10 protein-coding genes and 1 tRNA gene are annotated in these 13,269 nt (G+C 40.5%); 2 read left to right on the top strand and 9 right to left on the bottom strand.

Annotated features, from left to right (window positions below; all coding sequences use genetic code 11):
• Nucleotides 1-232: 232 nt before the first annotated feature.
• The 4 genes from AC1EU2_RS03205 to AC1EU2_RS03190 form a co-directional block, all read right to left on the bottom strand.
• Complete coding sequence (locus AC1EU2_RS03205) at nucleotides 233-3,160, bottom strand: TonB-dependent receptor plug domain-containing protein (RefSeq protein WP_480296542.1); 2,928 nt, start codon at nucleotides 3,158-3,160, stop codon at nucleotides 233-235.
• 301 nt (nucleotides 3,161-3,461) lie between these two features.
• A complete protein-coding gene (gene ahpF, locus AC1EU2_RS03200; RefSeq protein ID WP_480296541.1) occupies nucleotides 3,462-5,042 on the bottom strand; it encodes an alkyl hydroperoxide reductase subunit F in 1,581 nt (526 codons plus the stop codon).
• 139 nt (nucleotides 5,043-5,181) lie between these two features.
• A complete protein-coding gene (gene ahpC / locus AC1EU2_RS03195; RefSeq protein ID WP_480296540.1) occupies nucleotides 5,182-5,751 on the bottom strand; it encodes an alkyl hydroperoxide reductase subunit C in 570 nt (189 codons plus the stop codon).
• Between the two features lie 346 nt (nucleotides 5,752-6,097).
• Nucleotides 6,098-6,174, bottom strand: a tRNA-Trp gene (locus tag AC1EU2_RS03190).
• 173 nt (nucleotides 6,175-6,347) lie between these two features.
• On the opposite strand from AC1EU2_RS03190, the gene AC1EU2_RS03185 reads away from it, so the two are divergent.
• Both AC1EU2_RS03185 and AC1EU2_RS03180 read left to right on the top strand, forming a co-directional pair.
• The gene (locus tag AC1EU2_RS03185; protein WP_480296539.1) at nucleotides 6,348-6,713 is read left to right on the top strand and encodes a glutathione S-transferase N-terminal domain-containing protein; all 366 of its coding nucleotides are present in this window, start codon (nucleotides 6,348-6,350) and stop codon (nucleotides 6,711-6,713) included.
• Nucleotides 6,714-6,745: 32 nt separating this feature from the next.
• Nucleotides 6,746-7,189, top strand: coding sequence for a hypothetical protein (locus tag AC1EU2_RS03180; protein ID WP_480296538.1), 444 nt, complete (start codon nucleotides 6,746-6,748; stop codon nucleotides 7,187-7,189).
• A gap of 40 nt (nucleotides 7,190-7,229) precedes the next feature.
• Here AC1EU2_RS03180 and AC1EU2_RS03175 read toward each other — a convergent pair whose 3' ends face one another.
• The 5 genes from AC1EU2_RS03175 to mrdA all read right to left on the bottom strand — a co-directional run bounded on the left by AC1EU2_RS03175 (nucleotide 7,230) and on the right by mrdA (nucleotide 13,255).
• A complete protein-coding gene (locus AC1EU2_RS03175) occupies nucleotides 7,230-8,393 on the bottom strand; it encodes a serine hydrolase (RefSeq protein WP_480296537.1) in 1,164 nt (387 codons plus the stop codon).
• Between the two features lie 98 nt (nucleotides 8,394-8,491).
• On the bottom strand, nucleotides 8,492-9,301 hold the full coding sequence (locus AC1EU2_RS03170) for a septal ring lytic transglycosylase RlpA family protein (protein ID WP_480296536.1): 810 nt from the start codon (nucleotides 9,299-9,301) through the stop codon (nucleotides 8,492-8,494).
• Nucleotides 9,288-10,280 carry a lytic murein transglycosylase B gene (mltB, locus tag AC1EU2_RS03165; protein WP_480296535.1) on the bottom strand — a complete coding sequence of 331 codons (993 nt, stop codon included), beginning with the start codon at nucleotides 10,278-10,280 and terminating at the stop codon, nucleotides 9,288-9,290. Before mltB ends, AC1EU2_RS03170 begins: the two co-directional genes overlap by 14 nt.
• Before the next feature lie 15 nt (nucleotides 10,281-10,295).
• Nucleotides 10,296-11,402 carry a rod shape-determining protein RodA gene (rodA, locus tag AC1EU2_RS03160; RefSeq protein WP_480296534.1) on the bottom strand — a complete coding sequence of 369 codons (1,107 nt, stop codon included), beginning with the start codon at nucleotides 11,400-11,402 and terminating at the stop codon, nucleotides 10,296-10,298.
• Nucleotides 11,399-13,255 carry a penicillin-binding protein 2 gene (mrdA, locus tag AC1EU2_RS03155; RefSeq protein WP_480296533.1) on the bottom strand — a complete coding sequence of 619 codons (1,857 nt, stop codon included), beginning with the start codon at nucleotides 13,253-13,255 and terminating at the stop codon, nucleotides 11,399-11,401. The genes rodA and mrdA overlap by 4 nt, the downstream gene beginning before the upstream one ends.
• Nucleotides 13,256-13,269: the final 14 nt, after the last annotated feature.

The raw sequence follows: 13,269 nt of genomic DNA, 5'->3' as shown, positions 1-13,269 counted from the left end.
GTGAAGTTGTTGCTGGAGTTAAAGGCAAGTATTCAGTGGATTTTCTAAAATAATAAAAAGACGCTGAACACCTTTTCTACGAAAGAGCGACAACAGTATCGGCTCAATATTATGTAAAAGTTTTGTGAAAAAAATCGATATTAAGAGTGTCGATATTTATGAGGTTATGACAAATAAAAAGGCCCGGAGGGAAGCTTCGGGCCTTTGTGCACTGGGTTTCAGCTACAATTGGTTAGAACTTAACAGATACTCCAGCAAATGCTCTGCGACCAATTAAGTCATAAAGGGCATTAGAGGTGTAACCAGGAGGCGTTTTATCTAATAGGTTTCTTACACCAGCATTCACAGATAAATTGTCATTTACGTTGTAAGCAAAACTAATGTCATGCGTCGTGATTGAACCAACGTATGATGGCGAAATATCTTCTGGGATGTCCCCTCCTGGTGATACGTCAAAGCGGGCAGAGCGATCTACGTATCTAGAAACCCATGAAACGGCTAGCTGATCGTAGGTATAAACTGCTGATAAACGTAGTTGTAACTCAGGATCTCCTACTTCACCATTTTCAACATCGATTTCATCTGGTCGATCTTGAAATTGGAATTCTTGAAGCTCAAGAAGTCGGTTACCTGCAAGGCTTAAATTTAGCTCACCAGGTAGATTAACATTCTCTAGAGAGGTGAAGTAACTAACATTAAAGTCGATACCTTGTGTTTCCAGAGCCGCAGCATTTAAGTATCCCGATTGAACTTGATCGATATCTAGAGTTGTTGGGTTACGAGTAATTTGAGAACAGAACCCTGCATCAGGACTACCTGTAGCATCAACACAGTTATCAATAATGTCTTGTGCATCAATGAAAGTGATAGCATCTTCAATTTCTATGTCGTAGAAATCAATTGCCACAGAGAAGTTCTCAAACTGTGTCGGTTCCCAAACTACACCTACAGTATAAGAGGTTGATTCTTCAGATTTAAGCTCTGGATTACCCCCAGAGAGTAAATCGATACTTACATTGTCATTGGCTTGAAATCCAGTTGGAATACCTAATGCTGCACAGTTTGCTGCTCTATCTGGATCATTGTTGATTCTATCAACGTCACAAGGATCAGTAATACTAGCGAAGCCTGGTGATATTGGACTAAATGCTTCTGTAATGTTTGGTGCTCGAACCGCAACGCTATAAGTACTTCTTAATCGAACGTCTTCAATTGGTGCGTAAACTAAGCCTGCCTTCCATGCATTTGCTCTACCTGCATGTGAATAATCAGCAGTTCTGTATGCTGCATCAAGTGTTAACTCATCGGCTAGGAATAAACCTTCCAACAGTGGAATTTTTATTTCTGCGAAATATTCGGTTACGTCGTATTCACCAAATGAATCTGGAGTAGCTGCGTTAGCTAAGAATCCTGCTTTAGTAAATTCATCTGTTGAACTTTCTGATGTTTCTTCACGGTATTCAAAACCAGCAGCAAATTCTACAGCTCCACCAGGCAGTTCGAAAAACTCAGAGGTATCACTCACTATAGAACCACCAATCACTTTTTGAGTGATCTTGTCTTCACGAGTAACATCTGCCGAAACGAAATCTTTTGCCGCATTAGAAGCTTGGTTAAAGCCGAACGGGTTATAAGCGACACACTGATCGCCATTTACAGTAGCAGGGTCAACGTAGCCTTCACCCTGAGCTGATTCTAACTGACTTCGGCAAACAGCTTGCCCTGTAGTTGGGTCAACAACTGAATCTAACGCAGCAGTTAAATTGCCAACGACGAGGGAGTTAAGTGTCTTTCTTCGATTAGTTGTTTGGCCTTCAACATAGAAAAGATCATAATCAAAAGCTGTATCACTTAAGGTGAAGTCGCCTTTAAATCCACCAACAAAACGGAAAGTTTCTCGCTTATTATCCGCAGTTCTTGGGCCTAACTCATCGAAAAACTTAGCAAGTGCGACACTCGACTGTCCGTCATCTAGAAATGTTGAGCGTAAGCCTTCATCAAGAAACGCATTGTCAGCGACATTAATACTTACATTTCCGAATCTAAAAGATGGCTGGAATTGCTGCAAAATATCAGAACGAACATACTTAAAATCAGAATAGAATTCGATATTTTCAGTTAACTCATAGTTTACTGCTGAGCCAACGTATACTTTTTTGATGCCTGGTTGAAAGTTTTCATAATCTTCTGGTTCGAAACAGTAATCACAGCCATCAGGGAAGTTACCAAACGCAAAGCTACCCGTCTTATCCCTTGTTTGTTGTACTACGGGTGTACCGTCATTTTGGAAAGCCCACAGTGTACCTGGTCCGCCGAATGGATTTAAAACGCCATTTTCGTCAATACGTTCAGAAAAAGAGTTGCGTACGGTAAGACGATCAGGGATGCCATCGGTTTCGCCTGCTTCACCGTCACCATTTAAAGGGTTGTCGACATTGCCGTAGTTGCTGTATTGGCGAATATCTGTATTTAGGGTTTCAGAGAAACGATCAACGCCGGCAAAGAAAGTGACGTTACCTTTACCGTCAGCAGTGTTTGTACCTGCAAGAATATTGATACTTGAGTTTTCAGCACCTACACCTTCAGTTGATGTAGTTCCGGTCGCATTGAATTCAAATCCTTCATAATCATCTTTAAGGATCACGTTTACTACACCAGAAACAGCATCTGAACCGTAAATTGCAGAGGCACCACCAGTAATAATTTCAACACGTTTAATCATGTTGGCAGGAATAGTACCCAAATCAACCTGAGCTGAGCCTTCGGCACCAGCAACGTGACGTTTACCATTTACCAGGACCAGAGTTCTGTTTGAACCTAATCGTCTTAAATCAGCGGAGCTTAAACCTGCTGCGGAATTACTGTTATTGTTACCGACTAATGTATCTGTTGCACCAACGGCTGGTAACTCACTTAAAATACTCGCTAGATCTTGAGTACCAAATTTAGCAAGTTCACTGGAGTCTATACTGGTAATTGGGGTTGGTGAGTCAAATTCAGCTGAACTTAGACGAGAGCCTGTGACTGCAATCCGCTCAATCTGGTTTTCATCACTCTTCTCTTCAGCTAACGTTACAGGAGACAGGAGTGTGGCTGCCGTACCCAATAATAATGCTCTCTTTATTGATTTTGTTAATCTTGAACGATTGTATGCAGACATACGCACCTCAAATTTATTGTTGTGTCATAGGTTACCCATAGCCAATGAAATCAATTTCAATGTCTAAAAGGCTTGTTATTTTGTCGTGCGCACAAGGTTAAAAACCTGTTGGTTAAATGTTTTATTGCAAACTTTTATATAACTAAAACAGCTAGTATATTTTTGAGTCGGTTATGGATTTTGACTCATTCATTACTTTTGGTTATTTGTGCTTGTATTTAAGGATATTAAGCACACAAAAAAGCCCTAAACTTGTTATCAGATTTAGGGCGAAAGGGGGGATGGAGATGATTAAATTAGATTATGCTGCCTGTTCAGTTTTTACTTCTGTAACTTCTTGTTCTGAATTACGAATTAGATAATCAAAAGCGCCGAGGGATGCCGTTGCACCGCTGCCCATAGCAATGATAATTTGCTTATAAGCACTGTCAGTAACGTCGCCCGCTGCAAACACTCCAGGAATATTAGTTTGGCCACGACCATCGACAATAATTTCGCCGCGATTGGTCATTAGCAACTCGTCTTTCGCCCATTCACTATTTGGTAATAAACCGATTTGAACGAAAATTCCGGCTAAATCGATGTTATGAGAATCACCTGTAGAACGATTCGTGTAACTTAAGCCGACCACTTTTTTTCCGTCACCTAATACTTCTGTCGTTTGTGCTTGGGTAATAATGTCAATGTTACCCATTGAGTGAGCTTTATCCTGTAATACTTGATCAGCTCGAAGTTTAGAGTCGAATTCCAAAACAGTTACATGTTCCACAATACCAGCTAGGTCGATCGCAGCTTCAATACCAGAGTTGCCTCCACCTATTACTGCAACACGTTTACCTTTGAATAATGGGCCATCACAATGTGGACAATACGCCACGCCTTTACCGCGATACTCTTGTTCACCCGGGACGTTCATTTCTCTCCAGCGAGCGCCTGTTGCGATTAACATGGTTTTACTGGAAAGTGTTGCACCTGATTCTAACTCGACGGAAATATTCCCGTTTTTGGTCAGCGACTTGGCTTTTTGTCCTTGCATGATATCAACATCATAGTCTTTAACGTGTTCTTCAAGGCTTGCTACGAGCTTTGGCCCTTCAGTGGCTTTTACTGAAATAAAGTTTTCAATGCCAACTGTTTCACTCACTTGCCCACCAAAGCGGTCGGCAACGATACCTGTTTTTAAGCCTTTACGAGCAGCATAAATCGCAGCACTGGCTCCAGCAGGGCCTCCGCCAACAACCAGAACGTCAAATTCTTCTTTTGCATTCAGTTTTTCAACTTGCTTAGCGTCAGATGTAGAGTCAAGTTTCGACAAAATATCTTTTAAGCTGATACGACCTTGGCTGAATTCTTGGCCATTCAAGAAAACTGATGGAACGGCCATGATATTGCGCTCAGTAACTTCGTCTTGGTATACCGCACCATCAATCATGACACTTGTAATGTTTGGGTTAATAGCAGCCATCATATTAAGTGCTTGCACAACGTCTGGGCAATTTTGGCAGCTCAAAGATATGAAGGTTTCGAATTGAAAAGAGCCTTCAAGGTTACGAACTTGCTCAATGGTTTCTTCATCGAGCTTGATTGGGTGACCGCCAGAATGCAATAGGGCTAATACTAATGAAGTAAATTCATGCCCAGTTGGAATCCCTGCAAATTGAATTCGAGTATTGTTGACTGGTTCGAAAATCGTCATTTCTACAAGTCGTGAACTTGCTTGATGTTTTATTGTGATGAGCTCAGATAGTGAAGCGATATCAACGGCAAGTTGATCTAATTGCTGAGCGGATTTTGAATCATCAAGACTCAAGTGTAGCTCAATCGGACGCTTCAAATTTTGTAAGTATGTGGCCAATTGATTTTTTAAATTAGAATCTAACATGATGACTCCTTGTGGAAATAACGACTTAATATTTTTCTTGTATCGTCATGCCTGCGAAAGTAGGCATCCAGTGACTTTCTAGGAAAGAGGAAAAGTCACTGGATAATCGTTTTACGAAGACGACTTTATTATTTTGAACTTAGATTTTTCCTACTAAATCTAAAGATGGAGCTAATGTTTCTTCACCTGGAGTCCATGCTGCTGGGCAAACTTCACCGTCATGAGTTGCGACATACTGTGCTGCTTGAATCTTACGAAGAAGTTCTGATGCGCTACGACCAATACCTAAGTCATGTACTTCAGCAATTTTAATTTCACCCTCTGGGTTCATTACAAAGCTACCGCGAAGTGCAACACCATCCTCTTCAACAAGTACACCGAAGTTACGGCTAATTGCACCTGTTGGGTCACCAATCATTGGGAATTTGATTTTGTTAATGGTGTCTGAAGTATCGTGCCATGCTTTATGAGTAAAGTGTTTGTCAGTTGATACTGCGAAAACTTCAACGCCCATTTCTTGTAGTTGAGCGTAATGGTCAGCCATGTCACCTAATTCAGTTGGGCAAACAAAGGTGAAGTCAGCTGGGTAGAAGAAAACAACAGACCATTTGCCTAGAAGGTCTTGCTCAGTTAGGTCAACAAAATCACCATTGTGAAAAGCAGTTGCAGCGAATGGTTTTAGTTTAGTGTTGATGATTGATTGGCTCATTGTAAGCTCCATTATGTATTTTGAATTTCATCAGCATGATGTTTGTTTTCATGCTTCGTTTTGTTGATTCAAATAATAGGGCTAACTCATGATTATGTATAACGGATAAAAGCTATCGTTGTAATCTGATTTTTAGATTAAATGGGGCGGTATTAAAAAAACAAATTTATTATAAAATTTATATTTCATCGTTTAACGACTTTATTCACGGATAATATTTACAGCTAGAGAGTAAGTTAAAAGAGAAAGGACACACGACAGTCAGAAATTTTAGAATTAGAATGGGTATAACAGTTAGAACCAGAAACGAAAAAGCCTCGCATTAAATGCAAGGCTTTCGAAATCTTGGCAGGGGTGGAGAGATTCGAACTCACAACATCCGGTTTTGGAGACCGGCGCTCTACCAATTGGAGCTACACCCCTGTCGACGAAACGCATTATGCAAAAAGCGATCTAAAAGGTAAAGGACTTTTTCAAATCATTACGACTAAGTGCAGATTTTTCGGTCAGTTCTTTTCATCTCGCTCATTTTTCAGCTTTGAGCACAGCTAATATTTCGTTACACTGCTCACACAATTAGTTAATAGAGGTAGTTTATGTTTATTATTCGTTGGGTTTTAGGTCGAATCATTCTTTTTTTTGATTTTATTTTTGCACCCAAAAGACCTAATCACTCTGATGAATTACAAGCTAAGTTAGATGAGCAGACTCGTAACCTACAGTTGTATCAATTTGCAGCCTGCCCATTTTGCGTGAAAGTACGTCGAGATATTCGTCGTAAAGGATTGAATATTAAATTAGTCGACGCAAAACAAGCGGATAATCGCCAAGAATTGTTGAATAATGGCGGTAAGGTTCAAGTGCCATGTCTACGCATTGAGAAAGACGGTAAAGTAGAGTGGTTATACGAATCGAACGACGTCATTAATTATCTTGAAGAGCTTATTATTGAAGCTAAGTAAATCAATCGTCAATATTAGTAAAGGATAGGGGTATGCTACCAAGGAGCGGCTGTAAGGCGTTATTACTTGTGGTAACTGCAGCTTTGATCGCAGGGTGCAGTTCAACAAAAACTGCTGAAGAGCAAACTGAGTCACTTCGAGGTAGAGTCAAAGACAGCTTTAGTACCGAGGTTAAAGATAATGGGCTAAAGCTGTTCACCTATAAGGCATGGAAAGTCAGAGAACAAAATGCTCTGGCACATCCCTTACCGCATGAAAATCGAATTTCTAATCGTAAAAAATCTCGCCGCCAACTTAAAAAAGAGTATGAAGCGTATAAAAAGCGAGAGAAGGATTGGGAGTTAGCTGTTGAGTTAGGGTTGGAAAGAACGCTAAAACAAACAGGTTATTGCAAGAATGGTTTTTATGAACTTAATCGTACTGTTTTACATGAGACGGTTGAGATTAGAGGCGAATGTAAAGAAGGGGCTAAATAGCCCCTTCTTTATGTGTCATATTTTTAGTTTTAGCGAATAATTAAAATTCAGCAATTTTCTTTTTGAAATAATCAGTAAGCTTACTGAACCAACTACCTTCATTCACTTCTTGTAGCGTTACCAGTGGGTACTCGGCAACGTCTTTACCATTTAATTGAAAGTAAATACGACCAACGGTTTCACCTTTAGCAATCGGTGCTTCGATCTCTTTAGTTAACTCAAAATGTGCTTTAAGTTGCTTTGCTTGAGAACGAGACACTGTAATTGGAGTATCAGTATTGACACCTAAATCAATCGTTGGCTTATCACCAAACCAAATCTTTTGAGTTACAAAGCTATCGCCCGACTTATATGGAACTACTGTTTCATAAAAGCGGAACCCGAAATTAAGCAGTTTTTTGCTTTCAGCTTTACGTGCTGTGGAGCTTCTCGCACCCATTACCACAGAAACAAGTCGCATGTTGCCTTTGGTTGCCGACGCCACTAAATTGAAGCCTGCACCTGAAGTATGTCCGGTCTTAATACCGTCCACATTCATGCTTTTATCCCACAATAAACCGTTACGGTTGTATTGTTTAATGCCGTTATAAGTAAACGATTTTTCACTATAAATTCGATACTCTTCAGGAACATCACGAATGAGTGCTGCACCTAAAAGCGCCATATCATAGGCCGTTGTTTTGTGAGCATTTGAATCTAATCCATGAGCATTTTCAAAGTGGCTGTCTTTCATTCCTAGCTGAGTTGCCCAAGAGTTCATCAATGCAACAAAGCCATCTTCCGTTCCAGCAATGTGCTCAGCCATTGCAACACATGCATCATTGCCTGATTGAACAATGATGCCGCGGTTAAGTTCTGCAACAGTGACTTTTTTACCGACTTCAATAAACATTTTTGATGAATCAGGGAAGTTCTTAGACCACGCTTTTTTAGAAATGGTTACTTCATCAGTAGGGCTGATGTTACCATTTTTAATTTCTGTACCAATCACATAGCTGGTCATCATTTTAGTTAAACTAGCGGGATTTAGTTGTTCGTAAGCGTTATTTTCAGCAATGATTTGCCCAGTATTGTAGTCCATTAATACATAAGCTTTGGCAGCTACTTTTGGAGCTTCCGGAATGATTACAGGTGCTGCGATAGAAGAAAAGGTAACTAAGGAAAGAAGCGCAGTCTTACAAGAGTATTTAAAAAGATTCATCATCAAAAAGGCACATTTTAGTTAAATTAGAAAATAAGAAACAGTATAACATCAGCGATTAGACTTTCCATAAGTCATAAAGTTCCTTTGTTATATAAAAATCAATCAGTTTTGACCAAGTAGCTCTGTGGATAACCATTTCTACGGACTGATTCAAGTAATTCATTTGCGAGTAAAGTTTGCGAAATAGGGCCCATCTGCAATTTATAAAGGCCATCTGCATGTTTTAGCCGAGAATTGACTTTGTATTTCTGTTCCAATTGATTCGCAATGACTGAGAGCTTTATTCTGTCTTTTGAAGCAACAATTTGAATAAAGTGGCCAGATGCAACAGGCGTTGTTTTAGGTTTAATCGTTTTGCTTTGATACGTTTGGGTTGGGGCGTCGAAGTGAATGGCTTCTACACGCACATCTGCAACACCATGTTTCAGCATGCCGAGTTTGTATGCTGCCGCATAAGACAAGTCGATAATTCGATTCGAATGGAAAGGGCCACGGTCATTAACTCTAACAATGACAGACTTTCCGTTCGCCATATTTGTTACTTTAGCATAGCTAGGAATAGGTAACGTTTTGTGAGCTGCTGACATCGAGTACATATCGTAAACCTCACCATTAGAGGTGTGATAGCCATGAAATTTCGCCCCATAATAGGAAGCTTTACCTTCTTCTACATAATCCTTAGCTGTTTGAAGTACACGATATTGTTTGTTGAAAACCTCATAAGGTTTATTGCCTTGCTTAGAGTACGGCTCATATCTTGGTTGCGCATTTTCAACTTTTGATAAATCAGGTGGGTTTACAGGTGCGCGATCATCTTTTAGGTGATAGCGCCCACCTGAAGAGCTACAAGCTGATAAGGTCAAAATGGATATTGAAACGACAAGGCGTAACAGGTTATTGGTTTTCATGTGCCTGCTTTAATTGTTGGCTAAATTGGTAAACGGCCATTGCATATAATGGACTTCGATTGTATCGAGTTATTACATAGAAGTTCTTTAAGCCCAGCCAATACTCAGTGGCTTCTGGTTGCTTAAGTTTTATGAGCATTGTTGGTTGCGAAACATCCAAATCAACATTGTCCTTAAGATACACAGAAGGCGATAAAATATCTGAAACTTTTAATTTCAATCGTTCCCCAGACCAAACGTTGGCTTTTGGCGTTGTCTTGGTGACGAGTTGCAAAGCAATAGGGTTACCTTTTTGCCAACCATGTTGATGTAAATAGTTAGCCACACTACCAATAGCATCTACAGGGCTTTCGATAAGATCTCGGCCATGTTGATCATCGAAATTTACCGAGTAATGACGATAGCTTGATGGAATGAATTGTCCGTAACCCATTGCACCAGCATAAGAGCCTTTTAATTTTGATATGTCGAGGTTTTCTTCGTCAATGAGGTGGAATAAATGTCCTAGCTCACTGCGGAAAAATTTGCCTCTAGGTGGATAATAAAACCCAAGGCTATAGAGTGCGTCTAACACAGAATATTTTCCTAAATAGCCGCCATAGAAAGTTTCAATGCCAATGATGGCAACAATCACTTGTGGATCGACATTGAATTGTTTCGCTGCTCGGTCAATATCTTTTTGGTAGGTATTCCAAAACGCTAAGCCTTTGGTTAAACGCTTTTCGGTTAGAAATATTGGGTAGTATTGATGCCATGGTTTTGCTTCCCACGGCCGAGTGATCGCATCAATCACTTCTTGTCGATACTGAGCTTTGGCCAATAAGGCTTTGACCTCTTGTTCTGGCATGCCATCACTTACTTGCTTTTTTATAAACTCAGCTTTGAGCTGAGCTGGTGGTGCTTCTGATACTACTGCTGTGGAAGAAAAGCTAAAGCACACAAGAATACTGGCAGCAGCAAACCCTTTTAATAAAGACATAGAAATTCCATATTGTTATCTATCAATAAAGCGTCGATGAGTATTAATGCTCATCAATATCCCAAAACCAATCATCAATGTCATCATAGAAGTACCACCATAACTGATCAATGGCAAGGGAACACCGACCACGGGTAAAATACCTGAAACCATACCAATGTTTACAAAAATATAGACGAAAAATGTCAGTGTGATACTTCCTGCTAATAATCTTGCAAAACTGGTTTGTGCTCTTGATGCAATCACAAGTCCACGCCCGATAACGTATAGATACAGAGCAAGTAAGCAAAGACTGCCTATAAGGCCAAACTCTTCACCAATTACAGCAAAAATAAAATCAGTGTGGCGTTCGGGTAAAAATTCTAATTGTGATTGAGTACCTTGTAACCAGCCTTTACCCCAAAGACCTCCAGAGCCAATTGCAATGGTTGATTGGATAATATGATAGCCAGCGCCTAAAGGATCTTTTTCAGGATCTAATAGAGTAAGTACCCGAGTTCTCTGATAATCGTGCATTAAGAAAAACCATAACACGGGCAAAAAAGCCAAGCCTGCGGCTATGATGCCGCCGACAATCCACCAACTCATTCCTGATAAGAACAATACAAAAACGCCTGAGGCTGCTACAAGAATAGATGTGCCTAAGTCAGGTTGTTTAGCAATAAGTAACGTTGGAACAATCAGAAGAACAGCTGCACCTGCTAAGTAACGTTTTTTAGGGGGAAGTGGGAACTTACTGATATACCAAGCCATCGTAATCGGAAAGGCGAGCTTCATTAACTCTGAAGGCTGAAATTCAACAAAACCTAGATTTAACCAACGCTGTGCGCCTTTATTGATCTCTCCAAAGAAATGAACGCCGAGAAGCAAAGCGATTCCAACTGAGTAAATAGGAAGCGCCCAGCGCCTCAATATCTCTGGGTTAATTTGAGCCACCACAAACATAACAAAAAGTGATAGAGCAATACGGACTCCTTGACGTTCAATCATCGCCCAGCTGCCACCACTTGCTGAATAAATGACAAAAATGCTGAAAGTCATTAAAGCTAATAAACCAACTAAGAGCGGGAGATCAATGTGTAGTCTGCGCCATATGTTAGGGCGATGGTGCCTTGAATTCATTGTTTTAAACTCCCATCTGAATTAAGCAAATAAGCATCTAACATTCCCTTAGCTACTGGGCCGGCATTATCTCCTCCCCAACCTGCATTCTCTAAAACAACTGCAACAACAATTTTTGGGTTTTCTACGGGGGCAAAGGCAACGGTCAGAGCATTATCTCGGTGTTTCTTGCTGATGGATTTTGCATCGTACTTTTCGTCCTGTGCAATACCAATAACTTGGGCTGTACCTGTTTTCATTGCTGCCATGTAAGGTGAATGTGTAAAGCGCTTTTTCATAGCAGTTCGATACATTGAATCAATTACGATATCCCAACTGTGTGGGTTAGACAGTTTTATTGGCGGCAATTCATCGATCGGAGCATCTATTTTAGAGGTATCATCTTGGAGTGATTTTAAAAAGTGTGGAACAAATCGCTCACCTTTATTAGCAATGATCGTTATCGCTTTAGCAAGTTGCATTGGTGTCGCAGTCCAGTAACCTTGTCCAATTCCGACAGAAATCGTATCGCCAATATACCAAGGTTGCTCGTATTTGATTCGTTTCCAATCTTTATCAGGTAAGTTACCCGTAGATTCTTCGAAAATATCGATGCCTGTACTTTCACCAAATCCAAAAGGGGCCATAAATTGGGCGATACGATTTACCCCTAATTTGTACGCAAGCTCGTAAAAGTAAGTATCACAGGAGTCAATAATTGCATCATGAACGTCTACCCAGCCATGCCCCCAGCGTTTCCAGTCACGGTACTTGTGTTCAACATTTGGTATTTGCCAAAAACCAGGATCCCAGATACGCGTTTGTTCAGTGACCACCTTATCCTCCAGTCCCGCCAATGCCATTAATGGTTTGATGGTCGAGGCAGGTGAGTATTGTCCTTGAGTTGCACGATTAATTAATGGGCGAGCGTCATCATTGAGTAAACCACGGTAAGCTTTGCTGGAAATACCATGAACAAATTGATTCGGATCGTAACTCGGGCTGGAAGCCATAGCCAAAACACCGCCATCTTTTGGATCGATTGCAACAACTGTTCCACGACGACCATTAAGCAGCTCCATTGCTTTTGCTTGTAAATTCAAGTCGATAGTCAGGTAAATATCTTGCCCTGGAACTGGCGGCGTGCTCTCTAGTGTTCGAATGGTTCTTCCGCGATTATTAACTTCTTCTTCTAGGTGACCTGGTTTACCATGCAACAAAGATTCGTAGTAGCGTTCGATTCCCTGTTTACCAATGTCTTTGGTGGCCGCATAATTTTTCCACTCATCGTTTGCTTCAAGACGAGCCTGATCTTTTTGGTTAATTCTTCCGACATACCCTAATACATGAGTCAGCAGTGAACCGTACGGATAGAAACGTTTTAAGCCCGCATCCACATACACACCAGGAAACCTGTATTGATTCACGCTGAACTCAGCAACTTGTTCTTGAGTTAAACGATTTTTGAGTGAGAGTGGCTTGAAACGGCGATGATATTTTAATGAATTTTTAAAATCCTCAATTTCATCATCAGATATTGGAATGACTTTTTTTAAATTTTCCAGAGTTTCATTTATGTTTTTTACTTTTTCTGGAAGTACTTGAAGAGTATAAAAAGGGCGGTTTTCAGCCAGAAGCAGACCATTACGATCATAAATCAAGCCGCGACTTGGTGCGACAGGAACAACTCTAATTCGGTTATCATTTGATCGAGTGCTGAAGTCTTTAAAATCTTCAATTTGTAGGCGATAAAGATTAGTGAGCAATATCCCTATCATCACTAAAACACAAGTAAAGGTAAAAAATGCTCTGCGTTTAAACAGTGACGCCTCAGCGGCGTGATCATGTATGGTCATTCGCTTTTTTGGCGACACTGATGTTTCTCCGA

Source organism: Parashewanella sp. 2304DJ23-3, assembly GCF_056591695.1.
Note: the sequence above shows the minus strand (reverse complement) of the source record. Positions and strands in the feature narration are given on the sequence as shown.

What these genes read in the sequence shown, in the direction of transcription:
- AC1EU2_RS03205 (WP_480296542.1), bottom strand. Translation starts at nt 3,160, where the DNA reads ATGTCTGCATACAATCGTTCAAGATTAACAAAATCAATAAAGAGAGCA.
- ahpF (WP_480296541.1), bottom strand. Translation starts at nt 5,042, where the DNA reads ATGTTAGATTCTAATTTAAAAAATCAATTGGCCACATACTTACAAAAT.
- ahpC (WP_480296540.1), bottom strand. Translation starts at nt 5,751, where the DNA reads ATGAGCCAATCAATCATCAACACTAAACTAAAACCATTCGCTGCAACT.
- AC1EU2_RS03185 (WP_480296539.1), top strand. Translation starts at nt 6,348, where the DNA reads ATGTTTATTATTCGTTGGGTTTTAGGTCGAATCATTCTTTTTTTTGAT.
- AC1EU2_RS03180 (WP_480296538.1), top strand. Translation starts at nt 6,746, where the DNA reads ATGCTACCAAGGAGCGGCTGTAAGGCGTTATTACTTGTGGTAACTGCA.
- AC1EU2_RS03175 (WP_480296537.1), bottom strand. Translation starts at nt 8,393, where the DNA reads ATGATGAATCTTTTTAAATACTCTTGTAAGACTGCGCTTCTTTCCTTA.
- AC1EU2_RS03170 (WP_480296536.1), bottom strand. Translation starts at nt 9,301, where the DNA reads ATGAAAACCAATAACCTGTTACGCCTTGTCGTTTCAATATCCATTTTG.
- mltB (WP_480296535.1), bottom strand. Translation starts at nt 10,280, where the DNA reads ATGTCTTTATTAAAAGGGTTTGCTGCTGCCAGTATTCTTGTGTGCTTT.
- rodA (WP_480296534.1), bottom strand. Translation starts at nt 11,402, where the DNA reads ATGAATTCAAGGCACCATCGCCCTAACATATGGCGCAGACTACACATT.